This is a genomic window from Hymenobacter segetis, from assembly GCF_054776495.1.
Genome location: NZ_BAAHBV010000004.1, coordinates 133,911 through 158,527, shown reverse-complemented (window position 1 = coordinate 158,527; position 24,617 = coordinate 133,911). Strand labels below are relative to the sequence as shown.

The following is a 24,617-nucleotide window of genomic DNA, read 5'->3' as shown; positions in this document are numbered from 1 at the left end:
CCATCCAGCAAACTGGATGGCCTTTTTTTATAACAAGTATGGCTACGCGGCTTTGCTCAGTTCCCGCTGCAGGCACTCGCGCAGCTGCTGGTAGGACTCCGGGCAAATCCGGATGGCGGGCTCCGCGGCGGTGCAGTACAGAAACGTGGGGTTGGCCAGGGCAATGGCCCGAAACCAGGCCGACTCGGGGGCTTCGGTGGAAAGGGATAGGGAGGAGGTGAATTCCTCTTGGATGAGCCGAACCACCAGCGGCTGCACGGTAGGGCATAGGCTGGAGAACCGGCGATAGGGACTCGCGGACATAAGGTAGTACTTCGATGGAAAGTGTAGGAAACGCCCTGCCTGCGGCCGCCTGAGTGGGGCCGGGAAGGAAACATGGCGTCAGCGGCACCGCCCCTCACACGATGCTCGGGGTTGTGACCAGCTGATTACAGGAAGTAGGGTACGCTAGGCCAGGGAGCCCACAAAGAGGGCGGGCCGCTGCTGAATGGGCAGCGGCTGCCGGTGAGCCCAGCTCAGCCAGTCGGCAGTCAGGTCTGCTGACGAGGGGCAGGGATGCAAAGCGGAGAATTTCAAGGCCAGCATACTCGGCAATCAGTTCGACGGACAAAGCTAGCCATTACGAGCAAAATAGGCAGCTCTTGGGTCGTGGAGCCACAAAATTTATAGTATCGGGGCCCAGCAGTCCGTGCTCAGAACTCCGGTAAGAGCGCTGTGGCTTCTGCTGTATATCCTCTGCACCTACCAGCATCAATACACCTGGCAGCATCGGTACATAAGGGCAACAACTTCCCTCTTATTGGAAAATATTCGCCCCTTTGGGCCTCTTACTGGAATATTTTCCCCACTTATTGCCCGGGCCTCCCTGTTAATGGAAAAAGTGCGGCTCATCTGAGGTACCGAGGAAGCTTTGGACCGTTCCAACGGACTTGGAGGCCACGGCTCTGGGTTACGAGTCAGCGGCATCGCCAGAACTACTACCCTACTCCACGTCGCCCGGCCTTGCCCCGTGAGCCCTTGCTGAGCCCATTGCCATAGCACAGCCTCGCGCCAATAATACCCCCAATGTGCTGAAAAGGCTCTTTTGTCAAATCCTAACGGGCAGTGGTGAGCCCTTTGGGAGCCCATCACTCTTCTACGCTGGCGCTCTTGAAGAGCTGCAGACGGTGCGTCTTGGCAATGGCTTGTTGCTGCTTTTTCGGCACATCCGCTTCGGCCGCAAACGCGTGCCAGCTCGCTACCGCGTCGACCACCCGCTGGATTATCTCCCGGGGCTTTTTCACCCGCACGTTTTTGGCCAGGTGCAGAAAATCCTCTTCCGTAAAATCGTCGACCTTGCCTGCCAGCGTCATCTGGTGCTGGCTGGACCATTGTCCCGTGGGGTTGTAGGAATACGTCACGTCGTACGCCGGGGACAAACTCCACTTGCCCGCCGGGTTCATCAGAAAGGAAATGTTCTTGGTGTGGTCGTCCTGGTTGCGCGCCACCACGTTGAAGACCATGCGCCGGTAGAGTTCCTCTACGGCCGGGTGTGGCAACCGGAGTTTGAGCAAGACCTGAAAAGCCTGCTCGTAGGTGTATGCTCCGGGTCGGTTGTAGTCGAAATGCGCCAGCCCACAGAGCGTTTGCATATGCAGCCGCTGGCTGCCGTCCACCCGGTCAAATCGCCGCGTCATGAAGTGCGCCCGGCCGTTCTCCTCCTCTAGCCGGCAATCGGTCATCTCTATCCCCGCCTGCCGGGCCATCAGGTGGTAGGCATACTCGATGCGGCCGTACCCGGCCGGGTCGCCCAGACTGGCATTGGTTACCCCGTCGAGTTTGAGCAGCCAGTGCTCAAAGCCCGCGGGGGCATCGACCTGCCCCGAGCGAACTTCCTTTGTGACGGAATTATAGGCAATCACGGCCTTGGCGCGGGCGCCGCCGGCGGAAGTACCCACGCTGATGATTTCGGCCAGGCCCTCGGCGGCATTGGTGGCCAGCGACGTGCGCAGGCTTTCCCGATTGGTCAGCACCTGCCGGGCGAATTTCACAAGCTCCCCCACTTCCAGCGAGGCCCCTTTTTCCAGCGCGGGCTGCGAGGCCGGTTCGTACACCAGCGCGCCCATGCCCCGGTGGCCGAGGTAGCATAGATGCTCGATAGGCGTGAAGGAGGCCGCGTCTCTGCCCCGTGACGCTAGCCAAGCGTCGATGAGTTGACGCCCGTACCGGTCGGGCAGGCTATCGGCGAGCAGACCAGGCAAGCCCTGATAGGTATCCCGGTTAAGGGTTGGAAAGTCGAAGATGCGGGACCGGCGACCTTGCGGCAGCGGCATCGTCAGCGGCGCAAGTTCCAACCCGGTGCGAACAAACGTGGGCTCGTATTCAAAGCGGCCAACCCGACGTCTTTCATCCCAAAGTACGGCCCCAACTTGTTGGCCCCAAATAGAAACGGTAGCGGTGTTTGCGGGAGTCATAGTCCGGGGGCTGAAGTGTTTTCGTCCCGGCGGCTGGCACGCTGCCGCTGCTGCCGCGCCAGCCGCGCCGCCTGCAAGGGGCTGATGGTGGCGGATTCTTCTAGGACCTCCAGTACATCCAGCCGCCCTAGTGCCCGCAGGAGCTGCACCAGCGTTAGGGTAGAAGCGGGACGTCCGTTTTCAACCTGACTGATGGTCAGCCGGCTCAGACCGGTCTGGTCGGCCAACTCTTGTTGGGAGATGTCCTGATTCAAACGAATCAGCTGCAGGTTTCGGCCAATTTCTCTTACCGCGGCCACATCGGATAAAGTGTACCAGTCCATAATGATGCGTTTGCGTAACGTTAAGCCCTGTTTTCCCTGTTAATGCTACGTAAAGATAGCATTAACAGGGAAATTGTTCATAAAACGGATTCGCAGTTAATGATACTTACAAGATGCATTAAGTAGGTATTTTAGCCCTAATGATACGTATAGTATACATTAACTAACCTCTTGTAACTTCTCAACTCGGCTTGGTATATCTTTAACAACACACTGCATTTACAAGCTTTTCGCCTCGTTGCTATGTCCGATTCCGTGTACAACGCCATTTACAATCAAGTGCTCGACCTCCACGAACATTACAATGACCTAGCCCGACTCCAGCAGGCCATTCCGAGTACGCGGCCACGGCATAGCAATTACACGAACCAGGAACAAGCCGTGCGCGACAAGGCATCCGAAATTCTGCGCTTTGCCCGAGGCATTCCGAGTGCTGGCACTGACTTGCACGTCGAAGTGGACTCTATCATGGAAGGGTGTCGCCAAACCATGGATAACCCCTACAAGAAACTGGCGCATGTTGTGAAAATTCCACCACGTCGCTCCTGAGCCGGCATTGACTACCCGCGGTCTGGAGCGAGACACCAGTGAATCTGTTTTGGCACGATGAACCTCCCGTGGCGAATCCCCATGCTCAGCCCGATTGACGACTTGCCTAAAGTTTAGACATCATTTTAGACATCATAATTGTTACTTATGATACCTAAATGGCACGACAAATGGCGGCCTTGTTCGTTTGACAATAGGTATCGATTAGTAAGTTTTATCACTACCTATCTGCTATCTTGCGGACCCAACCCCAAACCGGGCAAGTATACCTTATATATAGGCTGCATGGAAAACTCCGTTGCCCTTACCATGAATCCCGTCGGCCACGGGCTGGCGCACCACACCGGCGCGGCTGCCCGCTACGTCGAGGCCGGGCTGACCGGCGCCCCGAATACGGCCCGGGCCTACGCCGCCCACCTGAAGCGCTTCAGCACCTGGTGCACCGCGCATGGGTTCGAGCCCTTGCCGGCGGCGGTCGATGCGTTGGTGGGATTCTGTGCCCACCTGGCCGACACCGGCAAAAAGGTCGGCACCCTGGAGCAGCACTGCGCGGCCATCAGCAAGGCCCACGCGGTGCGCGGCGTCGATTCGCCCACGGACGACAAGCAGTTTAAGATTTTTATGGACGGCGTGCGCCGGGTGCACGGCGTGCGCCAGAAACAGGCCCCGGCCTTTTCGGTGGCGCAGCTCAAACAGCTGGTTCGCGGCCTGGCTGTCGAAACCGTGGCCGGGCTGCGCGACCGGGCCATTCTGCTGCTGGGCTTCACCGGGGCCTTTCGCCGCTCGGAGCTGACCGCGCTCAACGTGCAGGACCTGCGCTTTGCGGAGGATTGCCTCATTGTCTCGCTGGGCAAGAGCAAAACCAACCAATTGGGCGACTACGAGGAAAAGGCCATTTTCTACTCCCCTGAGCCCGCCGTGTGTCCGATTCGCTCTCTCAGGGCGTGGCTGGAGTTGTTAGAGCGTAACGAAGGACCGGTGTTTGTCATGTTACGCAAGGGCAACCGCCTCACGACTAATCGGCTGTCGGACCAGACCATCAACACGCTGGTGCAGCGTTACCTGGGGCCGGGCTATACGGCGCACTCCTTGCGGGCTTCTTTTGTGACGGTGGCCAAGCTCAACGGGGCCGACGACAGCAAAATCATGAACCAGACCAAGCACAAGACCAGTGCCATGATTCGGCGCTACACCCGGCTGGACAATGTGCAGCAGCATAATGCGGCCAAGGAATTAGGCTTGTAACATACCAAGGACGTTCCTTTACAAGATGTAAAATGGTTGCGATAGGCCATTTGCCCTGTTTATGTTGCTGGCCAATACTCCAGAAATTGCAGACCAGCAATGATGGTGCTGGGGCTGCTGTTTGTGACGGAAAGGTATAGGAGCACGGCGCGGCAGGACGAATTATACACGCCCGGCCGGTCGGCGCCGGGGCTCATTATGACTTATAAGCGCGGCGGGGAAAGCAATTACAACGCGTTGCCGAGTCGGGCGCTGAGTGAACTGCTCCACTACCCTGCTGGGCAAGTTTGCGCGACTGATGAAGGCGGCCGAGGCGCGGGTGCACTAGGGTGGTAATTTTCCGGGGCACTATAAGGACCAGCCGCACTTTGAGGTGTAGGGTGAAATGAAACGAGCAGGCCAGGTGGTCTGCTCATTTGGTTTGAATTATCTGCGATGGCACCGTCCGCAAGAACTCCAATCAAGTATTTTTGCAGTTGATGTCACCAATAGGCATTGTATAGTTGGAATTGTATGAAACTACCAGAAGTAAAATTTATCAAACTTAATGTCAAGCTGATAGAGTGTTTATACTAGTAAGCTGAGAGAAAGCAGCTAGAAACATCGATATTGCCACCCAGCCAATTGGATATGGCAACGCCTCGACTCGAATTGAAGCAAGTCCCGGATAGCCAGTATACGACAGTCAAAACAAAACCAATTTAAACATAATGAAATATAAGTACCAGTTAGTAACTCTTGGAAGCAACGCAGAAGCTGCCAAAGAAATCCTCAATTTATTTGATGAAAGATTCAAAGAGCTAAATCTTCCTATAGATGCTTACAAATGCATAGATAGAAACAATTTTCAAGATGAATATATGGGCAACCAACCTTGCTTCGTATTTTATTTTGGGAACATAGATGGCAATCATGAAGACCTAGAATTGACCGATTTACTTATAAAAGATGGGTCCATGATTTTACCAATTTATTTTAATGATGAATCATTTTCAAGAGAGATACCTGGAATTTTAGCAAACCAAAATGGTATTCAGTACAACGAGATTGAGAGGGAAAAGATAGTTAGTACTGCACTTGAATCATTTGGCTTATTAAGAAGTGAGAGAAAAGTATTTATCAGCTATAGAAGAAGTGAATCAACATCTGTTGCCATCCAGTTATTTGAGTCTTTAGAAGCGCACAATTTTGATGTGTTTTTGGATACACATTCAGTCCCCAAAGGAGCCCCTTTCCAAGATGAGCTTTGGCACCGTATGACTGACTGCGACGTTATTGTACTATTAAATACACCTGATTTTTCAACAAGTTACTGGTGTAAAGAAGAGTTTGCTGAAGCTGGAGCAAAACAAATTGGAATAGTTCAGCTCGTATGGCCACATCATGATTTAAAGGATGACAGTACTACCCATATCAGCTATCCTAAGCAACTAACTGAATCTGACTTTGAAGATGATATTTACAATGACAAAGACAAGTCTAAGCTGAAACAGAGTGTCATTAACGAACTAATTAAAGATGTCGAGTCAATTAGAGCAAGGAACCTAGCTGCTAGACAAGATAGCTTGATAACGGATTTTAGGAACATAGCTAGTAGTCTTGGGAAAACTATTGTTGTTCAGCCAGAAAGGTTTTTAACTGAAGAACTTCCATTGGGAAAGCGACGAATTTTCATTCCAACTATCGGCATACCGCAATCGACAAGCTGTCAAACTGCAGAGATAAAAAATGAAATGAGTTCCGGAAAAGTCAGTATTCGGTTAATATACGATGACTTACGCATAAGGGAGAAGTGGATTGAACATTTGGACTGGCTGAATAAAAATCTCAACATAGATGTTAAAACATTGAAAAAGCAAGAATTCAAATCATGGCTTCAGAACAACTAAAAAAGGTTTTTTTATCTGCAAGTATTCCCTTGCCAGGCCGGAACGCAAAGTATTTTAACACTGTAGATATAACTGCGGTAAGAGATGCGATAATTGCATTAACAACTGTAGTTCTTCCTAAACATGTGTTAGTCTGGGGCGGCCATCCTTCGATAACTCCATTAATTTATTATGTAATGGAGCGCCTAGGATTAAATATACAGGAGCATGTAAAACTGTATCAATCCCTTTGGTTTGAAGGTTCTTTCCCTGACGACAATAACAAATTCGAAAACGTCATATTCACCCCAAAGGGTAAGGATATTCTTGCCAGCATTGGGCTAATGAGAGAACAAATGCTTTCCGAGAACCAGTTCTCAGCAGCTGTTTTTATAGGTGGCATGGATGGTATTGAAGACGAGTATAAGATGTTTGTAGAAATGCATCCTAGCGCCCTAATACTACCTATAGCAAGCACTGGGGCAGCGACAAAAGTTGTATACGACAATAAGCTCCCTGTCAAATTCAAGAACCCAAGATTATTGAAAGATTATGGGTACATGTCCTTGTTTCAAAATTTGTTATTAGAACAAATTTAGAATATGGGGTGGTAGCCGGCTGAGCTCACGCTCAGCACCTGGCACAGCAGTTGCACCTGCCAAGGCTCGGCGCAGGCCGCGATAAAGGCGTATCAGCTCATGAATGAGGCGGTTGGGAAAAGATGGTCACGACTTTTTTAAAATATCGCGCTCTATTTCCACGCGTTTGAGCGCGGCCCGTAGTTGCCTGATTTCATCGCGCTCCGCGCTGCTGGGCACGGCTGCTTCCAAGGCTTGGCGCTGCCAGCGACCCAGCAGTGCGGGCGAAATGCCCTGGGCACGGGCCACGTCGCTTTGCCGGGCACCAGCGGCCACTTGGCGCACGCACTCCGCCTTAAAGGCCGGTGTGTATTTTTTTCGGGTAGTGGGGATTCCACCAGAATTCAGTTTCTCGGTCATGGGCAGTGAAAGTTTAGACTTCTCACTGTCCGTTTTACCTAGAATACCTCATACAATGTGACTGAGGCGCTATGCTGGTTAATGGCAATTTTGATACGTGCTTGGTGCATGCTCAATGACTTGCTGAACGAACAGGATTTGCGCACCAGCACGCCGCAGCGCTGGCGCAAGGAGCAGTTGAGGGCTTCGACCACGTTGGTTTGGCCCGGCTCGTCGCGCCGGTGCGCGTGCGGCGGCAGCACGGCGGCGTAGGCCGGCCACTCGTCGGTATGATACCAGCAGTGGCAACGATAGCGGGCTGGCAACGCGGCCCAGAGCCGGCGGCAGGTGGCCGTACCACGCGTGCCCAGCACCCAGGCCACGATGCGTCGGCTGGCCCGCTCGACGGCTAGCCACAGCCATACTTTTCGTTATTTGCAGCCCACAAACGTCCACATTTCATCCAGTTCAAGTACTTCCCAACGCTTGCGCTGGGCTTATTTCGGCCGCCGGCGCGGCAGCGGTGGGCTGGCTGATTGCGCTTTTTTTTGCCAGATTGGCCACGGTCATGCGGGAAACGCCCGTGGCCCGCACGATACTGCGCTGTGAGTTGCGCTCTGCCAGCAGCTTCTCCACTTGCGCGTAGCGGGCCGCCGGCGCTGCAGGCTGCAAGTAGCCATGGTAACCGCATTTGGCACATTGATATTTGGCACGTCCGCCATTGCTGCCGTTTTTGCGCATGTGCTCACTTGGACAACGCCCGCACAAGTGAATCGTGATTAGCATAGGGCCTATACGCTATTCACATGAGTTAGACCACCGCCAAAGGTGCTACCGACTACCGAAACACTTCGCATGCATTACCTTCAAGCACTTGCTCCTTACATTGAGGTAGCCGCGACTGGCTAATCACCATTTTTCTATCCTATATGACTCTTCAGGAGTACCAAGAACGGGCCGTTTCAACAGTCCAGAGGTACACTTCCGCTGACCAAGAGCATTTTTTCATGGGTTATCTTGGCCTGGCCGGCGAAGCTGGCTCAGTGCTTACGCTCTTAAAAAAGGCAATCCGTGATGGAAAAGGCTTTGGCAGCTTTCCGGATAAGCTTGCCGAAGAGTTGGGAGATGTTCTGTGGTATATCTCCGCAATCGCGTCTCATTATCAGCTCTCCTTGGATGAGATAGCCGAGCGCAACCTTGCCAAAACAACTGACCGGTTCCAGGAAATTCACTTGTTGGACATTCCACGATTTGACGAGCAGTACGCAGAGCAATTCCCGAACTCCTTTGTCATCAACTTTATTGAAGAAGTTCAAGACACTCTGTTGACAGTAAGAATGGTCTGGGAGAAAGAACCACCTGCTGAATCAGTGGATTTAGGCGATGCCTTGACTGACAACGCCCGAATTCCCAATCAATATCGGTACCACGACGTGTTTCACTTGGGGCACATTGCGTTTCTGGGCTGGTCTCCCGTACTACGGCATTTGATGAAGTTAAAACGCAAAAGCGACTCCTTAACCCTCGATGCAGAAGACAGAGGCCGGCCACAAGTAGCCGAAGAGGCAATTACCCTAATCATTTATAATTATGCAAAAGGAAATAAAATGCTTCGTGAAAGTGATAGAATAGACACCGATTTGCTCAATAGCATCAGGCAACTCGTAATTGACTTGGAAGTTGCGACGGTTACTTCGTTTCAATGGGAGAAAACGATTATAGAATCCTATAAGGTATTTCATCAGGTAGTTGAGAACCAGGGGGGGCGAGTACTGGTGTCACCCGCAGAACGTAAGCTTATCTACTTAGGAAAATAATGCCAACTCATTTCACGCGCCTTTCAAAACCGAAAAAATCGGCTCTTTACCCCATTTATTGGCAGTTTGCGGTAAATCGTAACGATATCTTTACCCGCCGTCTTAACATGTCTCAAGGTCCTTGGACCAATGACCCGGTATTGTCAGCTAATCGTTTTACCAATATTTTCCGTGCTTCAGACCGTGTAAGTCAATACCTGATTAACCTACAGTATGAGGAGGATTATGATGCCAGAAATGTCTTTTTCAAGACGCTGCTTTTCAAAATTTTTAATCGAATTGAAACTTACAAATACCTGGAAAAGGAAACTGGTGGCATAAATATCAACTCGTTCACTGTTGACCACTACGACCAATTGCTAACCTCGCGGATGGCAATGAAGTACAAGGTGTATTCTGCTGCTTACATCATGCCTTCTGCTGGAAATGTGTTTGGCTACAAATTAAAGCACAGCAATCATCTGGCCTTACTAGACCGCATGATAAAAGATAAACTGTATGCCTCTTTGGAAAGCTGCCAAAGCTTGCAAGCAGTCTATGAAATGCTTTTATCCTACCCTTCTTTGGGCCCTTTCTTAGCTTTTCAATATGCAATTGACTTAAATTACAGCCCACTTACCAATTTTTCTGAGATGGATTTCGTCATTGCGGGTCCAGGTGCCAAAAATGGCATCTTGAAATGCTTCGATTCTCTCGGAGATTATTCTTTTGAGGACACCATCAAAATGATGACGGACGAGCAAGGGGAAGCGTGTAATCAGTTGGCCCTGCCGTTGCCCACGCTGTGGGGCAGGAACCTGCAACTTATTGATTGTCAAAATTTGTTTTGCGAAGTAGATAAGTACTTGCGAGGCACTCATCCTGATATCACGGGAAAATCCGGCCGGACCCGCATCAAACAGAAATTTACGGCCAGTAATGCTCCTTTGCCGCTCTTTTTCCCGCCTAAGTGGGAAATCAATGATAAACTCCCCCAGCAATGCCTACAGGAAGCAAACGTCGCCATGTTTTCATAAGCCATCATCACCAGGACGATGCCAAAGTAACCGAACTTACTAATCTGCTTGCTGGGAACGGGCACGACATTCGAAACAGCTCCGTTCGGCTAAAGCCCGAAAACCAGCGAAGGATGGACGAAAAGCGGGTAAGCGATGCCACAATTGCACGCATCCTGCGCATGAAAATTTCCTGGGCTGGAACTGTAGTGGTCTTGATTGGAAAAGACACGCATACCCGGCCCTGGGTTAACTGGGAGATTGACAAGGCTAATGAGCAGGGTAAGCGAATTGTGGGGGTATTCCTGCGTGGTGGCACCGAAGCCGATATTCCCCCGAGTCTGGCGAAGTACAGTTCCACCATCGTTAAATGGAACACCGCGAGCATTATGGGAGCTATTGATGGGGCCACTACTTACCAAACCCCTGCCGGAGCCCTCCGCAGCTCCTCGCAGAGTGACACCTATAAGTGCTAACTACCAACATTTCACCCAATGCCGCGCAAACTGCCACAAGTATATCTATATGTCGTCGACCGCGACCTAGGATTCGCGCCTAATCCTTTCCATGGGGTGTGTACGCTGGCCACTTGCAAGCCTCGAATCCGGAGTACGGCCCAGATTGGTGACTGGGTTATCGGTTTAGGAGGGCAACGATTGAAAGCGACCGGCAAATGTATTTTTGCCATGAAAGTCACTAACAAGCTAACGTTCAATGAATACTGGCTTGACCCGGAATTTCATGACAAGAAACCCGTGCGCAATGGCAGCAGGAAAATGATGGTGGGAGACAACATCTATTATTTGGATGAAGATGCGTCGTGGCATCAAGCACCATCCCATCATAGTGAGCCTGATGGTAGCCTTAATGAGTATAACCTTGGGCGCGACACCAGCTCTAGGAATGTCTTGGTATCCACCTATTTCTATTACTTTGGTAGTTCAGCCGTTGCACTACCTGACGGGATGCTTTCGGCAATTGGCTACGTGAATGCTATAGACCACCGGGTCTTTCCACACCCTGCTGCGGAACCTCTTATCCAGTGGATTGAAAGGGAGCATGCCGATTCACTCAACTTGGTATTAGCCGACCCATTCAATTTTGATAAGAGCACCGGCCATTATTCTGTGGAAACGAACCGCATGAGCTAGTTCTCGGCATATCCTGACCGAAATGACTTCTCGGCTATCATCAATTCAAGCTTGATGTCAATTTATGACAGCCCAACTGTTATCCTTTTATCAGTTGAAGACTTGAATTTCCGCGCCCTTGAAGCCAAGTTTGGATTGGCACATTTCTGGACTCTTGTTGACTATTGAGAAATAGCATTCCGCTTTCATCATCGTCAACATAGGGGTAAATCCCCATGAATTCCTGCCCTTGGTAAGCCTCAACCAACCCGTTTTCATCTGCGAGTGGCAGGATGGCAACCCGGCCGTGAAAAGCATCGCTGTAACCTAACTCCCAAGGCATCCATTTGGATACGGAAGCATTTACGGATGCCGCGTAGAGCAGGCTCGTGCTGCGGCGCATTGCGCCGCGCAATTTAGCAGCGGTTGCGGGTGTCACGCGTGTCCGATTTAACTGCGGGTCATCAATCCAGTCAACGTAAACCATCAGGCCGTGGGATTCCAGGAATTCTTTAATTGCCTCCACGTATTGCGCATCTTTGAATGCGTGACACAAAAAAACGTCGTAGTGCTCGGTGATGCTGAAAGCTTTGGTAGCCGACCTTTGAAGTCTGGCTGCTGCTGCTTCGCTCACCGACTCATTCATGGATTTTGCAAACGGTGGGTTATAGTTTTTCAAAATCTGTTGCTGTGTGATTAGTGCCATATTTAATCAGGTAATATTTTTCCGTTGTAGTGCTGATGGCAACGAGACGGGAAAGGTTGAGCGATACTGCAAACCGTATGCAACGGCCGATTAGAGCTGGTGCGTTTTTTTGGCTAGTGCATCTTCTGCCCAAGATGCTAGGTTGTTATAGCCATCGTCCGTTTTCCAGCAAAATGTATCGAATAGGGCTGAAAAGCGAATCTTACGGTCCTGGTCTCCAACCATGCCCAAGTAAGCCCTCAAGGATTTTTCGAAATAAATCGAATTGCTTTTACGGTTAAGTACTTGGGGCAAGAGCGCAAATGTTTGCCAGCGCCCGTTCACTAATTCAAGAAATGTGAGCGTCCTATAATCGTCGGGCACATAGATGGCTAGGCGGTCCAATGGATTGAGTCCTTTGGGGGTGATGCTGCTGGTTTCCCGCTCACGGATGCGGTTCAGGTTTACCCCCAGAATGGCGTTGCCGCTCACAAAGCTTTTAACTAGCTCATATTTAACCCAGCGGCGGCTATGCGTCTCTGTCCCAATCAATACGGCCGTTACACTTGTTCCAACCAGATTTTCATTCACCAACCTGATAAGCGCCGCATCCCCTTTCAGCTCGGCCTCTTCCCAAATAGAACCATCGATGACCTTTGAGGTATCTCCTGGCTTTTTGAACATGCTACTATTGCGCACAACGTTGACGCGAAACGACTCAACGTCCTTGTAGTGAAAGCTAAAAAAAGTGGTGCGAGCCATTTTGACAGATATTGATTGGGTGATTCTCCTGGCCTATTTTCCCGCCCGCAAAATCATTTATGCAGAAACCAAGGAGAGAAACTGCGTATCCAAAATCACTTTAGCGTCCCGCCCTTACTGCAGCGGCTTCTACCCAAGCGCCAAAGTTTCGGTATCCCTGGTCGTGTATCCAGTCATAAATCGGCACCTCGTAGGCCGTGCGGAGACTGTTGCCAGAATGAGGGCCGTAGGCGTTGAATGGATTGGTGCCCGCGTAATCAATACCTCTTCCCATGGAATCGATATTGTTGATGCGGATGCCTACCAGTCCTTTGCCCAACTCGATGCTGCGTCGGATTTCGTAGTCGACCCATTGGCGGCTGGCCGTTTCTGCTCCGATGAGCACCACCGTTACGCCTGTCTGCTGCATGCCTTCGTCAATCATTTTGCGGATGACGGCAGCTCCTTTGGTTTTTGCTTCTTCCCAAAGGCCATGGTCGAAATAGCCTGCGTGCCGGTTGGATGGATAACAAACCCATGCGTTGCGCACTGTTTGCACCCGGAAGATGTCGCGCTGGTAATGAAAGCTGAAGTAAACGTTGCGTGCCATATTAGCTCGGGCGATTGAATAGGGTCAAAATTAGCTTAATAGTATCGATGTGGGCCGGCAACGGCAGCGACTCGTCGCCCAGCTTTTCAAGCATTGGTCGAAACTCAGCTGGCGCAGTAGGGTAGTATTTCGCGTAATCAGCCATTACTTCTTCCCACAGGGTGTGAGCCATGTAGCCAGTCGCCCCGACGGGCAGTAGCACGAGGCCTTGCGCGTGGGCAATGTCAAATTCCTTGCGGACGCCATCGGCCGACACGACCTTCCCGTCCACTCCCTTGTTGCCGAATAGAAAAACAGCCACACCTGCGTAGGTCGTCATCCGCACCCGGTAGTCGTGCCATAACTCAGGCAGTTTCTGTTTCCCTGTTTCGAATTGTGGAAACGGCCGCATCACCAATTGGCTTTCGCTGAATTTGCCTGGCTGTTTATGGATTACTTCCAGCGCTCCGTTGATGACCGCGCTGCCTACTCCCCATCCAAAGCCGTTCACAATCGTGAAGCTGCTTTTCACCAACTCGCCGCTGAGCTTGTGAATGAAGCCAATGGCTTCGTTGCGGTCGTAAGCGCCGTAATCTTCAGCACTACCCGAAATAAGCACAGTTTTGCGTTTGTATTGCCGCTCTACTTCATTTAAGATCGCCGTGATGTCTGCGTACTCGTCAATTAGGATGGCTTCGATGTGAAACCGCTTCAAGTCGTTTATCATCAATGCCTGCCGCCGGCTATTGTATTTGAAATCGGCTTCCTCTTCCGAGCCTTTTTCTCCCATCTTCACCTTGCGAATGAAGCAATAGTGGTTCTTGAAGTTCTTTTCAAAATTCATCCGAACCCGGCTCAGAATGTAATCCAGATTGGGGTCGGTGAAGCTGAAACCAAGGAATAGGAATGTTTTTGTGATAAGGTCGCTGCTGAGCGCTGTCACATAGGGCTGGTATTTGACATGATAGGTCTCGTAATCATCTTTCGTGATGATGGCATCGTTCGGATGGTTGACATCGCCGTGCATTTTATACACTGTCACGTCCTTTTTGGGCTTGCTGTTGGCCAGCTGCGGTACGGTATGCTTAACATCGGCGAGCTTGCCCGCTTTCTTGATGGAATCCTCAATCAGCGTATCGTAGTTGGTGGTCCAGATAGTGCCAATAGGCAATCGGGCCAGAATACGATGATTCTCCGTCTCCTCCACCTCAGAAGTGAATTCCTCGAGAATCTTCTGGTTTATCTTATTGCGCCCTTTGGCGTTGATGTGAAACTGAGCCAGCGAAATAAGGTCTGTTTCGCGGTCAATCTGGAGCTCCAAGTCCTCGGCAACATCAGCCAGTAGGCCCGCCCAGTTCACAAAGCCAGCCCCAGCCGATAAGCCAGCTCCAGCAAAAATGCCGGCATCACCTGCAAATAGGTGCTCGACGAAATCCTTGACGAATCGTTCTTGTTCATGCGTCATCATAGTCTTTATTAGCGTTGAGTAGGCTGTTGGTTGTTATCGAGCCAGTCTTCGTATACGACGTATTTAGTGCTACTCTCGCGCACCCAAAGCCGTCTTCTTCCAGTCATATCATCTTGCACCGTGATATAGTGATAAAGGCCCAAGTATTCAGTGCCTTGAAATTCGTTTGTGTCCTGTGCGTTGGATTTAATTGGAAGCACCGCTGCCTTCTGCTTCACGCCGTCGAAATAGCCTAATTCCCAAGGCATCCATTTGGAACCTGATGAGTTTTCAGAGAAGGCATAAAAAAGTGACTTGCAGGAGTGCATTCGCGCTTTTAATACAGCTGCGGTGGCCTTAGTTACATTCGACCGGTTCATCTGCGGGTCTTCAATCCAGTCCACGTACACACTGAAGCCCAAGTCTTCCAAGAGTAGCTTCAGCCCCGCTACCTTGGGGGAATCGTTTGTGCTGTGTGACAAAAAAATGTCGTAAGTCTTTTGCACTCCCTGAGTGCTGTTCTGAAAGGTTCGGGCTTCGCTCAAAAGCACATTGGCTTTGACGCTCTCGTTGACGCTGCCTAAGCCACTTACACTCTGGCTGCGTACACGATTAAGGATTTGTTGCTCGGTGAAAAGAGCCATGATGGCAGGGGGGTGACGAAAAGAAGTTATGAAATGCCCGCATTGGAGCAAGAAAAAGCCCCCACTATATGTTGTGGCAGTAATGGGGAGCTTCCACTCTAGCCTTTGCTGCGCGTCGGGTCGTTGCCATAGCTGTTTCGAGCCCGGATGCGGCCGTTTTCCCCGTGAACCAGCATTTCGCTGCCCCGGTTAATGGAGAGTTGGCGAGCTATGGCAATAGCCTCGGCCTGTGTTTGAGTGACCACGCCGGCGCGGCTGGCTCCTTCGGTGATAACGCCCCAGCCAGTTGGGCGGGGCACCACATGTGTGTTTTTAGGCATGTTACGTATAGGCAAAAAGGGTTCTGCCCACCCGGTAACGGGGGGTGTGCAACGCCGGGCCTCGCAACAGGGCAAAGTCTTGTTCCGTAACGGGATGCCGCTACCTTTGCGCTCTCACTTAAAAATTGAAGGGAGAAGACACCGGGGAGCAATTCCCGGCCATAGTAACCACGGGTCCAATCGTAAATTACTTTTCTCTTCGTCAGTCGCCGCGGCCTGCGGCGACTGTTTTTGTTTAATGCGTAGCCATTCAATAACGCTAAAGGGTAAAACAAAACGCCTACGCGAGCGGCAATGACCGCAAGTCGTAGGCGTATTCTTGGTAACTGATGCGCCCATTCTGGGCATTATTATCTTTCCAGGCCTGCTCGGTATGACTCAGGCTTTCCAGCTCCGCTCGGCTTTTCTTGCCCAGCTTCTGGTATACCTGCTCAATCACCTGCCGCTCTGAATCGGTAAAGACTTCCAGATTGGCCTTCCGCGTTGCCTTGTACACCAGCACCGGACTATTGTCGGCGCTGTGCACCATGCTTTCGTGGAAGCTGGCCGTTAGCAATCCTTCCTGAACCATTTCCTGTAGCCGCTGGCCGTATTCCTGCGGCACCGGCCCGTGCTGAATGGCGCGATAGCGTTGGCCCGTAATGGCATGGGCCGTTAGTCGATAGTGCTGAAAATCGCAGTAGAACAGCAGTTTCAGCAGCTTCACTTTGAATAGATTATCCAGATGGCTGAAGAAGAATAGCACCAGCTCCGCGAACTTGTCCGAATCGGGCAGCACATACCCCGTGTACTCGTCAGGGTCAGGCGCAACCTGAGCGGCGCTACGCACCACCAACCCGCCGATTCGCTGTGGGGTCTGCGCCTCATCAATCAGGGTATCGAGGTGGCGGCGCAGCTTTTCGTACTCGTTCACCCGCAGTTCGTCCTTCTTGTCGCGCACGATGCTCAGGAACGTCACCGGGTCGCTGGCCAGCCGCAGAATCTTGGCGTTGGAAGCGCTGGGCATTTCGCCGTTCTCGTAATTGGTGTACTGGTTGGGGCCAAAGTCCAATACCAGCGCCATGCGGGCCGCCGTCAGACCGTACCGCTCCCGCATGGCCGTAATCTGCTGCGGAAACATAAACTGATGCTTCTCCCGGTACTGGTTGTAAATCTGCGAGGTGTTGAGGTTGTCCAACTCGGGCGTCGTGAAACGCTCTTTCGTGACCTCGCACTCGTAGCAATGGTACATGTAGCTAAACTCCTCCTTGCGGAAGGACTGCATATCGGGTTCCTGGCGCAGCTCTGCGTAACCGTCGGCCAGGGGACTGGGAATTCGGGTCTGTATCATGAGTTGGCGGATGCGGATTTGAATGGGTAGCTGAGCGGGTGCTCAGCCAGATGGAATGAGATGCACAAGACCGAGCCATTGGGCCGGCCCAGCGTCACCTTGATATAGATTTCGTGCCGCCGGATCGTGCGGCCAAATACCCACAGCGGAGCTTCCGTGGGCTGCTGGTTGGGCGTTGGACCTTGCACGTAATCGGTGGGCACCAGCTCGCGCAGACAGGCCAGGCGGTTATCGCCCGAGATTCCCAGCTTAAGTAAGGTCTTGGTGCTGTTTTTATCACGGTCGAGGAAAACGACGCTGAAAACACTCAGTTTGGTCTGGAAGGCCAGTAAATAGCTTTCCACCTCCAGTAGGGTAGTTGAGGGGGCTTCGGGTATCAAAGATAATACGCTGTACGCAAAGTTCCACTTTTTAGTGGATGTTTAAGAATAATAGGTTATCAAACCCTTTTAAGCACATGAAAGGGCAATCCAGCCGTTAGTCAACCCTGTAAAAAATTCAGGCGCTGTTAGGCTTGTCATCTACCCGCGCCACCAGCCCGCAACTCATTCATAGCTGCTCATTATCCTCACTTACCGGTGCCTGGTACGTCGACCGCAGCTAGCCTAAACTGAACTCATCACCTATGCCCGGAGCCTTTACTGCACAAACTGCTTCCAGTGTTCTTCTGAAATGATGTTGATGCCCGTTCCCTTTCCGCGCAATTCAACAGCCTTCTCAATTTTTCGGCCGTGGCTGGTATTGATCCAATCCCGACTGGCAAATACCCCAATAACCACATAGTTGGTGGTCCGGGTTGGCGCGGAATCGGTCGGTAGCCCACCCAGGGCGGAAATGGCATCGAATACCGCGGAACGAGCGCCATAGGCAAACTTCCCGGTCACGACGAACTGCTGGTTCGCAAATACCAAGGGGTACGGCTGGGGCATGCACAGCGGCAGCGATGTCGACAGATTCTCGGCCATCGGCACCGGCTCTTCCGTGAACCCGCAGAGCGCCTCCATCACGCCTTTCAGTTCCCCGCGTTCTTCCGCGTCGCAGACGCCATCCGCAAAAATGCGCTCAATGCGGTGGAGGACATCCGTAAAGGGCCAGACCGGTTCCGCCGGCGCGTGCTTGCGCACCCACTCGGCGAAGAAAATGGCTTCGTTTTCGTTCACTTCGCCATCGGCCAGGATGCCGGTGCAGATGCCGACAAGTTGGTCAACGGCTTTCGCGCTATTGTTCGCCCGATGGAAGAGGCGGACGGGCTGGCCATGGGCATCGCTGGGGGTAAATTGACTCGCCATACGTTTGTGAGTAGCTAAATGAAAGGTTGATTTATTAAAAACTTATGTCACTAAACACGCTGTTGCGGACTGCGACTACGGCGCCTTAGACCACGGCGCCTGCGACTACTTTCCGCACCGTTATTTTAGTTGTCTCCGGAAAGTCATTGTTCAGCAGCCAATTGATAAATCCCGTGTCGGTTTTGATGACTGGCAGTCCGGTATGCTTGCCAAAATTCCAGACAATAGCCCCTTCGGGGTTGCGCACGAGTTTGCCGGCGGGGTCAATGCGCACCGAGCGCGAGCGCCCATGATGGATGCCGTCGCCGAAGTCGCAGAGCCCACTGGGACAGAAGAGCTCTTCGGCCGTGATTTTCTTATCCTCTCCGACGAAAGTGGTCAAGGGCCCCCTAATCATGGCTTCCAACAGCTCAAAGGTCACGGTCGTATCGGCTTCGGCCGAGTGGGCCAGGGTGTGCTCCCGGTTCAGGTATTGCAGCACGGCGGCCGATAAACTCCGCGGGTTCAAGATGCGATAGATATCAAACACGTCGACGATGGCCACATCCCGGCCCGGAAAGTCCAGTTGTACCCGCGCAAACTCTTCCGCTAAAAGCGGCACATCGAAGCGCTTCCCGTTAAAGGTGCACAAATCACAGTCGGACAGGTAGCTGAAAAGCCCCTTGGCAATTTGCCTGAAGAGAGGTTGTTCCGCGACGTCGGCGTCGGTAATGCCATGCACGGCCGTGGCTTCGCTGGGGATGAGCTGCTCGGGGTTCAGCTTGCGGGTTCTTACTTCCCGCGTCCCATCCGGGAAAACCTTCAGAATGGAGATTTCGACAATCCGGTCGCTTACCGGGTTGGTGCCGGTGGTTTCCAGGTCATAAATGGCCAGGGGACGCGTCAGTTTTAGCATGCAGAGGGTAAGGTGAAAAGGCGGGGGAGAAAGACAGGGCAGGAAAGGAAGTGGGAGAGCGAACGACGATTCGGACCATTCACCATGACGTTTTTCGGCTTAGGTAGCCGCTATTGCTTCGCTGGAAAAGACGGGCCGCAGTTCCTGCAGAAAGGTCGCAGTCCCGTCAAAGTCGAAGTAGCGTTCCTTGAGCACTTCGCTCTGGTAATAAATCGGCAAAGAGGCGCCCCACTTGGCAAAATCCAGCAACCCGGGATTCTCCTGGATGGCCGCGAGCAGGTGCACCTCCACGTCCTGCGCATACAGCCGCAATTGCTCCAGCAATTCGGGCAACCGGGCCGGCGGCAGCGTGAGGGTGAAGCTACTGGTGGACTCGTCGTAGTCGTAGGGCACGGATACGTCCAGCGCGTTCAACAGGAAGACTAGGCTGCGGTTAATCTTGGTGCTGGTGAACGTGTAGAGCACTAGCTTCTCCTCCTTGATCTGCACGGGGCGCTCGTGAGCATCGTCCGTGAGGCCAAAGCCAGCGAATTCCTGCCGCAGCTCCCGCAGCTCCTGTTGACTGGCCGCGTCCAACTCGGGGTGGATGCTGGCCGTGCGAAGCAGCTGGAGCATTTTCTCCCGCACCCTGGCATCAACTACCCCACCACCGCCCAAAAAGATGGGCCGCTTGCCGTCATGGGTGGGAATGACCTCGATTTTCTTCGTGGGCACGTCGATGTACTTGATTTTCCAAATCTTGGCCGCCAGCAGCAGGTTTTCGTCTTCCCGCACCTGCGGCGTAAGCGGTATTTCCCCAATGGTTTTGCCCGCGTGCTGCACCTTGAAGGCCGACTCGGTCTGGAACACACTGTAGAAGTCCCGGGAATTGACGGTAAACTCGCCTTCCACCCCAATAATCAGCTCCTGGGGCAGGCGTTCCAGCCAGTCGATGCGGACCAATTCCGCCAGGATTTCGGTTATCTGAGCAGCCGTAACGGTGCTGAATGCCGCATTAGCCTGCAGACGGGCTATTAATTCCGATTCCGAGCACCCCGAGAGCTGCTTGGTAATGGAGAGCGCCTGGTGCAGGACCATGTCGTAGGGCTTCGTGGCCGTGCGCAACGGCTCGACGAATCCTTCCTGGTAGAGCAGCCAGCAGGCCAGGGACTGCAGCAGGCTCCAGGGCTTGGTGGCGTAGAGCAGCAGCTCGCTCTGCTCCCCTTCCCGGCGGCCGCTGCGGCCCACGCGCTGGATGAGCGAGGCAATAGAGTGTGCCGCGTCAACCTGCACGACCTTCTCCACGGAGCCAATGTCAATGCCCAGCTCCAGCGTAGAAGTACACGCAATGCAAAAGGGCTGGCGCTGGTTGTTCTTGGCGAAGTGCTCCACGTACTCGCGCACTTCCTTGTCCACCGAGGAGTGGTGCGAGAAGTACTTGTCGTGCCCCCCGACCCGGTCGGCAATCTGCCGCAGCTTCACGGCAATGACTTCGGCCAGGCCCCGGCTATTGGGAAAGATGAGCACTTTACTGGTGCTCGTCTGTTTATACAAGTCTTTTAACAGACTCAAGGGCACGTCGCCGCTATCGTCCTTCCCACTGAAATACCGGAACGACGTCAGCATGTCCTTGCTCGCCCGGTCAAGCAGCACTTTGGTGCGCTCTTCGTGGCCGGTGAAGCGCTTGGCCTCGGCGTAGTCCCCGATGGTGGCCGAGAGGCCGACAATGACAAAAGAACGGGCCGCCGTCACCGCTTCCAGCCGGGAAAGCAGGGATTTTAAGTGAATGCCCCGGTCGGTGCCCAGGAAGGAGTGGATTTCGTCAATTACCACGTACTGCAAGTGCTCAAACAGCGCGTGGACGCTGTACGGAGCATTGACAAACATGGCTTCCAAGGATTCGGGGGTGATGAGCACAATGCCCTCGGGCTGCTGCACGAGCTTCTTCTTCTCCGCCCGGCTGGCCTCCCCGTGCCACTTGGTCACTTTTACATCCAGGTACTTGCATAGCTGCTCGATGCGGTGGAACTGGTCGTTGATGAGGGCAATCAGCGGGGAGATGTAAAGCACCCGCACGCCGGGCTGGCGAAAGTCAACCTTCGAGAGAATGGGCAAAAACGCCGCCTCCGTTTTGCCGGACGCCGTGCGGGAGGCCAGGATGTAGTTATCATCCGTGGCCAGAATGTGCTGAATGGCCGCCGCCTGGATGGGACGTAGCGATTCCCAACGCTGGTCGCGCACGTAGCGGCGGATGGGTTCGGCAAGCAGGTCGAAGGACATTAGAGCACCTCGATGCTATCGACCAAGTGGTCCACGGCCGACTCATTCGGGCGCTCGTCACGGATTTCAATGTCGCCGAACAACTGCTGCTTGTCCAGGCCCGGGTTCTGCCGCAGCAGGCTCAGGATGTTGAGAAAATCCCGGATGACTTCGCGCGGGGTCAGAAACTCGCTGGCCCCGGGCTTGTTGAACATTTCTTCCATGAAGGCCTGAATGTCATTCGCCGTCACGTCGAGTTGCGTCTTGTAATTGAAGTCGAAGATTTCCTTGAGCTTCTGCAGCAGGACGAACACCTCGTTGTGCGTCAGCGGCAGCAGCCGGATGACGGGCTGGGCGAAGTCGCGCAGGCCGGCGGTTTCAAACTTGTTGGTTTCGAGCCGGGACTTCAGGGCCTGGTAGCTGAACAAGCCCCGGCGGTCGTTCTCAAGCACCTCGCGCGTCCCGGCGAAGTTGAGGAAGAAGTTGCTGACTTTGCCCTGGAAGCAGTCGTTGTAGATAGTCAGAATCTTCTCGTAGTTCTTCTCCCGCATCACGGCGGTGGATATTTTGTAGAGGTTGATGGCCTCGTCCAAGTTGATCATGAACCCGCTGTAGCCCATGCTCACGAACAACCGGCAGAAGTTCTTGAGCATGTCGTAGTAGTTCAGGTCGTTGATGATTTCGCGCACGCCCAGGTCCTGCCGGGCCTCGGTCTTGGTGCGGTACTCTCCTTTCAGCCACTTGAGGGCATTGCGCCGCAACAGGTCGTTTTCCGTCACGTAGCCCTCGTAGTACTTGAGCACCACCATGCCGAAGTCAAAGCCGCCCACGTCGGTCAGCTCCTGAATGGTCTGCATGATGCTGGCCTGAATCCGGGGCAGGTACTGCGGGTCGCGGATGTCGCCCAGCGCAATGCCCTGCTCCTGGGCGGTCTTGGTGATGACCTGCTCAATCCACTTCTCCAGCAGCGTGGCCAGCGCCCCGCCTTCGGGCTTGGTTTGAATGGCAATGTTGTCCATGATGGACGAGTACAGGGCCACGCCCTTGCCGTCGTTGGCGTAGAGCCGGTTATCGGGCGTAAAATCGGCGTTGGCCACCACGAACTTCTGCTTCAGCGCGACCGTGTTGAGCAGGTGCAGCATGAACGACTTGCCCGAGCCAAAGTCCCCAATCCAGAACTTGACCATGCTGTGGCCGCTCTTCACGTCGTCGAGGGCCTTGACAAAGGCCTCAATCTCGGGCGAGCGGCCCACCGTAATGTGCTGCACGCCGACCTTAGGCACGACGCCCCCGAGCAGGGAATTGATGATAGCCGTAGCTTCTTTGGGCTTGATGTTGTCTAGCATGGGGTAGCCAGTTGCTGGTAGTATGATTCGTAAATGGTATAAGTGTCGCCGTCTTCTTCAATCAAGACATCATCCAGACGCTCGTAGCATTGCTCGTTGATGCTGTCGATGAGTTGGTTGCGCAGGGCCCCGTGCTGCCGGGCAAACGCTTCCACCTCCGCTTGCGGCAGCGTCAGCTCTTGCGCTGCGAAACGGGCCAACAGGGCTTCCTGGGTAGCGGTCAATGCCCAGGCGGCGGCAAACGCACCGCTGGTAGTGGTCACGACGGGTGCCGGGGCCAGGACCGCCAGTTGAATCTCTTCTTCCGGCAGCGCTTCCGAAACGAACGGGGCGAGTGGCGGGATGGATACCGGTGCTGCAGTCGTTTCCGGTTCGTCCTGCAAGTATTCGTTGAGTAATTCCACCGTGCCGGCGTGCTGGTGCTGCACGGCGCGGATGGCCCCCAGGTCGAGTTCAATTTTTCGCCGCTGGCGGGCATATACGGTTGGGACCTGGCTCAGGGCCTGCGGCAGGTTTTTATCCTGCACCAACTGATTGATGATTGCCTCGAACCGTTGTAACTGGTCCGGCTGTGGGAACAGGCTTTTCTGGATGGTCTTGGCTAAGGGCTTGTTGTTGATGGTGACCGAATTCAAATCGTGGTACACGTACTGCAGGTAGAAGCGCAGGGCCGCTTCCCGGTCAAACCTGGCCATGAGCTTGGAGGCTTCAAAAAAGATGTTCTCCAGGGCCGGGTTGCGGGCGTTGCGCTGCCCTAGCTGCTGCACGCCCTCTGCAAACGCCTCTGCCGTCGTGGTGCTGAGGTGCGCGGCGAGTTGCTCAAGTTGCTGCTTCCACCGGGTAACGTTCTGTAAGTTCAGGGCGAGTTCGGTGGCCTCGTCGGGGGCACTGATCGTCGCCGCAAGGCTGGGCAACAGGGCGTCCAGGAACTGTCCCAGCTCCATTTCCAATCCGGCAGCCAACGCCCCGTCCATCCCGGTGAATTCTGCCGCCAGCTTGCGTTTATGGCCGTAGGCCTCGCGCACTACGTTTTCGCAGCGCCGGAAAATTGTCGAGTAGATCGTGGCTTCGATCTGGTCCCGCTGATACCCCTCGTCGTACTCATTCCAGCTATAGCCATAGGGATTTGGCGTTGTTTTTCGCAGCCGCAGGCTCTCTTCTTGGGTCTGCGCCACCACTGCCGCTAAGGAGGCCCCCTTGCGCTGCATGGCCGTTTCCAGCGCGGGTAGCGCCTGCAAATAGAGTTGAATCGTCGCGACGCACCCCCCCTTTAGCTCGATAAAGACGTTATGGGGTGGCCAAAACTTGTCGAGCCACTCCACTTGCTGCGGCGTTAAGTCGAGCTTTTTACGGTACTGCTTGCCCAGTTTGGGCATGTCGTAGCCGTAATCGGGAGGCGTATAGCTGGTTGCCGGCGCAGGTGAGCGAACCGGTTCCGTCACGGACACCGTGACTTGAAAGCGCAAGGGCACGTCTTGCCCTGTGACGTCAATAATCATGGCATCAGGCTGAGCGGCAAAGGGTGTAGGGGGAAGCAAAGCAACCGCTGGAGGGGACGGCGTTGACCTTTTAATGACAGGCATTGCCGTGCGAGCGGTGGCGGGCTCAGGGGATGTATTGGGCCGGATTACCCCTACTCGTTTTTTGGGTCCGACAAACCATGTAGCCAGCAGGGCCAAGGGCCAGAGAAAGAGGGCAAAAAGCCCCCAACCCACCATGGAACGCCCGCGCTTATG

General features: G+C 53.5%; 28 protein-coding genes. 8 read left to right on the top strand and 20 right to left on the bottom strand.

Going from position 1 to position 24,617, the window contains the following annotated elements:
• Positions 1–42: 42 nt before the first annotated feature.
• The 4 genes from ACYU70_RS21585 to ACYU70_RS21570 form a co-directional block, all read right to left on the bottom strand.
• Complete coding sequence (locus ACYU70_RS21585) at positions 43–303, bottom strand: hypothetical protein (protein ID WP_342301628.1); 261 nt, start codon at positions 301–303, stop codon at positions 43–45.
• 144 nt (positions 304–447) lie between these two features.
• The gene (locus tag ACYU70_RS21580; protein WP_460616123.1) at positions 448–576 is read right to left on the bottom strand and encodes a hypothetical protein; all 129 of its coding nucleotides are present in this window, start codon (positions 574–576) and stop codon (positions 448–450) included.
• Positions 577–1,127: 551 nt separating this feature from the next.
• Positions 1,128–2,453 carry a type II toxin-antitoxin system HipA family toxin gene (locus tag ACYU70_RS21575; RefSeq protein WP_460616122.1) on the bottom strand — a complete coding sequence of 442 codons (1,326 nt, stop codon included), beginning with the start codon at positions 2,451–2,453 and terminating at the stop codon, positions 1,128–1,130.
• Positions 2,450–2,776 carry a helix-turn-helix domain-containing protein gene (locus ACYU70_RS21570; protein ID WP_342300694.1) on the bottom strand — a complete coding sequence of 109 codons (327 nt, stop codon included), beginning with the start codon at positions 2,774–2,776 and terminating at the stop codon, positions 2,450–2,452. Before ACYU70_RS21570 ends, ACYU70_RS21575 begins: the two co-directional genes overlap by 4 nt.
• 243 nt (positions 2,777–3,019) lie before the next feature.
• Here ACYU70_RS21570 and ACYU70_RS21565 point away from each other — a divergent pair, with 243 nt between their 5' ends.
• From ACYU70_RS21565 to ACYU70_RS21550, 4 genes are all read left to right on the top strand, one after another.
• Positions 3,020–3,325 carry a hypothetical protein gene (locus ACYU70_RS21565; RefSeq protein ID WP_342300693.1) on the top strand — a complete coding sequence of 102 codons (306 nt, stop codon included), beginning with the start codon at positions 3,020–3,022 and terminating at the stop codon, positions 3,323–3,325.
• 285 nt (positions 3,326–3,610) lie between these two features.
• The gene (locus ACYU70_RS21560) at positions 3,611–4,570 is read left to right on the top strand and encodes a site-specific integrase (RefSeq protein WP_342300691.1); all 960 of its coding nucleotides are present in this window, start codon (positions 3,611–3,613) and stop codon (positions 4,568–4,570) included.
• Positions 4,571–5,280: 710 nt separating this feature from the next.
• Positions 5,281–6,459 carry a toll/interleukin-1 receptor domain-containing protein gene (locus ACYU70_RS21555; protein WP_342300689.1) on the top strand — a complete coding sequence of 393 codons (1,179 nt, stop codon included), beginning with the start codon at positions 5,281–5,283 and terminating at the stop codon, positions 6,457–6,459.
• Complete coding sequence (locus tag ACYU70_RS21550; RefSeq protein ID WP_342300687.1) at positions 6,441–7,037, top strand: SLOG domain-containing protein; 597 nt, start codon at positions 6,441–6,443, stop codon at positions 7,035–7,037. Before ACYU70_RS21555 ends, ACYU70_RS21550 begins: the two co-directional genes overlap by 19 nt.
• A gap of 126 nt (positions 7,038–7,163) precedes the next feature.
• Here ACYU70_RS21550 and ACYU70_RS21545 read toward each other — a convergent pair whose 3' ends face one another.
• The 3 genes from ACYU70_RS21545 to ACYU70_RS21535 all read right to left on the bottom strand — a co-directional run bounded on the left by ACYU70_RS21545 (position 7,164) and on the right by ACYU70_RS21535 (position 8,156).
• On the bottom strand, positions 7,164–7,436 hold the full coding sequence (locus ACYU70_RS21545; protein ID WP_342300685.1) for a transposase: 273 nt from the start codon (positions 7,434–7,436) through the stop codon (positions 7,164–7,166).
• A 38-nt stretch (positions 7,437–7,474) separates the two neighbouring features.
• Complete coding sequence (locus tag ACYU70_RS21540) at positions 7,475–7,798, bottom strand: IS1 family transposase (RefSeq protein ID WP_425293347.1); 324 nt, start codon at positions 7,796–7,798, stop codon at positions 7,475–7,477.
• 85 nt (positions 7,799–7,883) lie between these two features.
• Positions 7,884–8,156, bottom strand: coding sequence for a hypothetical protein (locus tag ACYU70_RS21535; RefSeq protein WP_342300684.1), 273 nt, complete (start codon positions 8,154–8,156; stop codon positions 7,884–7,886).
• Between the two features lie 188 nt (positions 8,157–8,344).
• Between ACYU70_RS21535 and ACYU70_RS21530 the strand changes: the two genes are divergently transcribed.
• Genes ACYU70_RS21530 through ACYU70_RS21515 form a run of 4 tightly spaced genes read left to right on the top strand, consistent with a single transcriptional unit; the run spans position 8,345 to position 11,378 of the window.
• Complete coding sequence (locus ACYU70_RS21530) at positions 8,345–9,232, top strand: nucleoside triphosphate pyrophosphohydrolase family protein (protein WP_342300682.1); 888 nt, start codon at positions 8,345–8,347, stop codon at positions 9,230–9,232.
• Entirely contained in the window at positions 9,232–10,248 is a 1,017-nt protein-coding gene (locus tag ACYU70_RS21525; RefSeq protein WP_342300680.1) for a nucleotide kinase domain-containing protein, read from the top strand. Before ACYU70_RS21530 ends, ACYU70_RS21525 begins: the two co-directional genes overlap by 1 nt.
• The gene (locus ACYU70_RS21520) at positions 10,212–10,703 is read left to right on the top strand and encodes a TIR domain-containing protein (protein WP_342300678.1); all 492 of its coding nucleotides are present in this window, start codon (positions 10,212–10,214) and stop codon (positions 10,701–10,703) included. Before ACYU70_RS21525 ends, ACYU70_RS21520 begins: the two co-directional genes overlap by 37 nt.
• Before the next feature lie 18 nt (positions 10,704–10,721).
• A complete protein-coding gene (locus ACYU70_RS21515; protein WP_342300676.1) occupies positions 10,722–11,378 on the top strand; it encodes an Nmad2 family putative nucleotide modification protein in 657 nt (218 codons plus the stop codon).
• 79 nt (positions 11,379–11,457) lie between these two features.
• On the opposite strand, the gene ACYU70_RS21510 is transcribed toward ACYU70_RS21515, so the two are convergent.
• The 13 genes from ACYU70_RS21510 to ACYU70_RS21450 form a co-directional block, all read right to left on the bottom strand.
• A complete protein-coding gene (locus ACYU70_RS21510) occupies positions 11,458–12,063 on the bottom strand; it encodes a hypothetical protein (RefSeq protein WP_342300674.1) in 606 nt (201 codons plus the stop codon).
• Positions 12,064–12,153: 90 nt separating this feature from the next.
• Entirely contained in the window at positions 12,154–12,804 is a 651-nt protein-coding gene (locus tag ACYU70_RS21505) for a TIR domain-containing protein (protein WP_342300672.1), read from the bottom strand.
• Positions 12,805–12,904: 100 nt separating this feature from the next.
• Positions 12,905–13,393: a TIR domain-containing protein gene (locus tag ACYU70_RS21500; RefSeq protein WP_342300670.1), complete on the bottom strand. Its 489-nt coding sequence runs from the start codon at positions 13,391–13,393 to the stop codon at positions 12,905–12,907.
• A gap of 1 nt (position 13,394) precedes the next feature.
• Positions 13,395–14,840 carry an SIR2 family protein gene (locus ACYU70_RS21495; RefSeq protein WP_342300668.1) on the bottom strand — a complete coding sequence of 482 codons (1,446 nt, stop codon included), beginning with the start codon at positions 14,838–14,840 and terminating at the stop codon, positions 13,395–13,397.
• 8 nt (positions 14,841–14,848) lie between these two features.
• A complete protein-coding gene (locus tag ACYU70_RS21490; protein WP_342300666.1) occupies positions 14,849–15,463 on the bottom strand; it encodes a TIR domain-containing protein in 615 nt (204 codons plus the stop codon).
• A gap of 98 nt (positions 15,464–15,561) precedes the next feature.
• Complete coding sequence (locus tag ACYU70_RS21485; protein ID WP_342300665.1) at positions 15,562–15,783, bottom strand: DUF2188 domain-containing protein; 222 nt, start codon at positions 15,781–15,783, stop codon at positions 15,562–15,564.
• Positions 15,784–16,063: 280 nt separating this feature from the next.
• The gene (locus ACYU70_RS21480; RefSeq protein WP_342300664.1) at positions 16,064–17,113 is read right to left on the bottom strand and encodes a type II toxin-antitoxin system antitoxin SocA domain-containing protein; all 1,050 of its coding nucleotides are present in this window, start codon (positions 17,111–17,113) and stop codon (positions 16,064–16,066) included.
• On the bottom strand, positions 17,110–17,457 hold the full coding sequence (locus tag ACYU70_RS21475) for a hypothetical protein (protein ID WP_342300663.1): 348 nt from the start codon (positions 17,455–17,457) through the stop codon (positions 17,110–17,112). Before ACYU70_RS21475 ends, ACYU70_RS21480 begins: the two co-directional genes overlap by 4 nt.
• Before the next feature lie 294 nt (positions 17,458–17,751).
• Positions 17,752–18,402, bottom strand: a complete 651-nt coding sequence (locus ACYU70_RS21470; protein ID WP_342300661.1) for a BRCT domain-containing protein — start codon at positions 18,400–18,402, stop codon at positions 17,752–17,754.
• Positions 18,403–18,487: 85 nt separating this feature from the next.
• The gene (locus ACYU70_RS21465; protein WP_342300659.1) at positions 18,488–19,297 is read right to left on the bottom strand and encodes a 3'-5' exonuclease; all 810 of its coding nucleotides are present in this window, start codon (positions 19,295–19,297) and stop codon (positions 18,488–18,490) included.
• Between the two features lie 99 nt (positions 19,298–19,396).
• Positions 19,397–21,556: a DEAD/DEAH box helicase gene (locus tag ACYU70_RS21460; protein ID WP_342300658.1), complete on the bottom strand. Its 2,160-nt coding sequence runs from the start codon at positions 21,554–21,556 to the stop codon at positions 19,397–19,399.
• Positions 21,556–22,881: an ATP-binding protein gene (locus ACYU70_RS21455; protein WP_342300656.1), complete on the bottom strand. Its 1,326-nt coding sequence runs from the start codon at positions 22,879–22,881 to the stop codon at positions 21,556–21,558. Before ACYU70_RS21455 ends, ACYU70_RS21460 begins: the two co-directional genes overlap by 1 nt.
• On the bottom strand, positions 22,875–24,380 hold the full coding sequence (locus tag ACYU70_RS21450) for a tellurite resistance TerB C-terminal domain-containing protein (protein ID WP_342300654.1): 1,506 nt from the start codon (positions 24,378–24,380) through the stop codon (positions 22,875–22,877). Before ACYU70_RS21450 ends, ACYU70_RS21455 begins: the two co-directional genes overlap by 7 nt.
• Positions 24,381–24,617: the final 237 nt, after the last annotated feature.

Excerpts from the sequence above, each read along its gene's own strand:
- ACYU70_RS21525 (WP_342300680.1), top strand. The coding sequence starts at position 9,232 with ATGCCAACTCATTTCACGCGCCTTTCAAAACCGAAAAAATCGGCTCTT.
- ACYU70_RS21530 (WP_342300682.1), top strand. The coding sequence starts at position 8,345 with ATGACTCTTCAGGAGTACCAAGAACGGGCCGTTTCAACAGTCCAGAGG.
- ACYU70_RS21480 (WP_342300664.1), bottom strand. The coding sequence starts at position 17,113 with ATGATACAGACCCGAATTCCCAGTCCCCTGGCCGACGGTTACGCAGAG.
- ACYU70_RS21485 (WP_342300665.1), bottom strand. The coding sequence starts at position 15,783 with ATGCCTAAAAACACACATGTGGTGCCCCGCCCAACTGGCTGGGGCGTT.
- ACYU70_RS21455 (WP_342300656.1), bottom strand. The coding sequence starts at position 22,881 with ATGCTAGACAACATCAAGCCCAAAGAAGCTACGGCTATCATCAATTCC.
- ACYU70_RS21550 (WP_342300687.1), top strand. The coding sequence starts at position 6,441 with ATGGCTTCAGAACAACTAAAAAAGGTTTTTTTATCTGCAAGTATTCCC.
- ACYU70_RS21570 (WP_342300694.1), bottom strand. The coding sequence starts at position 2,776 with ATGGACTGGTACACTTTATCCGATGTGGCCGCGGTAAGAGAAATTGGC.
- ACYU70_RS21460 (WP_342300658.1), bottom strand. The coding sequence starts at position 21,556 with ATGTCCTTCGACCTGCTTGCCGAACCCATCCGCCGCTACGTGCGCGAC.
- ACYU70_RS21565 (WP_342300693.1), top strand. The coding sequence starts at position 3,020 with ATGTCCGATTCCGTGTACAACGCCATTTACAATCAAGTGCTCGACCTC.
- ACYU70_RS21520 (WP_342300678.1), top strand. The coding sequence starts at position 10,212 with ATGCCTACAGGAAGCAAACGTCGCCATGTTTTCATAAGCCATCATCAC.
- ACYU70_RS21560 (WP_342300691.1), top strand. The coding sequence starts at position 3,611 with ATGGAAAACTCCGTTGCCCTTACCATGAATCCCGTCGGCCACGGGCTG.
- ACYU70_RS21505 (WP_342300672.1), bottom strand. The coding sequence starts at position 12,804 with ATGGCTCGCACCACTTTTTTTAGCTTTCACTACAAGGACGTTGAGTCG.
- ACYU70_RS21555 (WP_342300689.1), top strand. The coding sequence starts at position 5,281 with ATGAAATATAAGTACCAGTTAGTAACTCTTGGAAGCAACGCAGAAGCT.
- ACYU70_RS21515 (WP_342300676.1), top strand. The coding sequence starts at position 10,722 with ATGCCGCGCAAACTGCCACAAGTATATCTATATGTCGTCGACCGCGAC.
- ACYU70_RS21545 (WP_342300685.1), bottom strand. The coding sequence starts at position 7,436 with ATGACCGAGAAACTGAATTCTGGTGGAATCCCCACTACCCGAAAAAAA.
- ACYU70_RS21450 (WP_342300654.1), bottom strand. The coding sequence starts at position 24,380 with ATGATTATTGACGTCACAGGGCAAGACGTGCCCTTGCGCTTTCAAGTC.
- ACYU70_RS21470 (WP_342300661.1), bottom strand. The coding sequence starts at position 18,402 with ATGGCGAGTCAATTTACCCCCAGCGATGCCCATGGCCAGCCCGTCCGC.
- ACYU70_RS21510 (WP_342300674.1), bottom strand. The coding sequence starts at position 12,063 with ATGGCACTAATCACACAGCAACAGATTTTGAAAAACTATAACCCACCG.
- ACYU70_RS21575 (WP_460616122.1), bottom strand. The coding sequence starts at position 2,453 with ATGACTCCCGCAAACACCGCTACCGTTTCTATTTGGGGCCAACAAGTT.
- ACYU70_RS21535 (WP_342300684.1), bottom strand. The coding sequence starts at position 8,156 with ATGCGCAAAAACGGCAGCAATGGCGGACGTGCCAAATATCAATGTGCC.
- ACYU70_RS21500 (WP_342300670.1), bottom strand. The coding sequence starts at position 13,393 with ATGGCACGCAACGTTTACTTCAGCTTTCATTACCAGCGCGACATCTTC.
- ACYU70_RS21490 (WP_342300666.1), bottom strand. The coding sequence starts at position 15,463 with ATGGCTCTTTTCACCGAGCAACAAATCCTTAATCGTGTACGCAGCCAG.
- ACYU70_RS21495 (WP_342300668.1), bottom strand. The coding sequence starts at position 14,840 with ATGATGACGCATGAACAAGAACGATTCGTCAAGGATTTCGTCGAGCAC.
- ACYU70_RS21585 (WP_342301628.1), bottom strand. The coding sequence starts at position 303 with ATGTCCGCGAGTCCCTATCGCCGGTTCTCCAGCCTATGCCCTACCGTG.
- ACYU70_RS21465 (WP_342300659.1), bottom strand. The coding sequence starts at position 19,297 with ATGCTAAAACTGACGCGTCCCCTGGCCATTTATGACCTGGAAACCACC.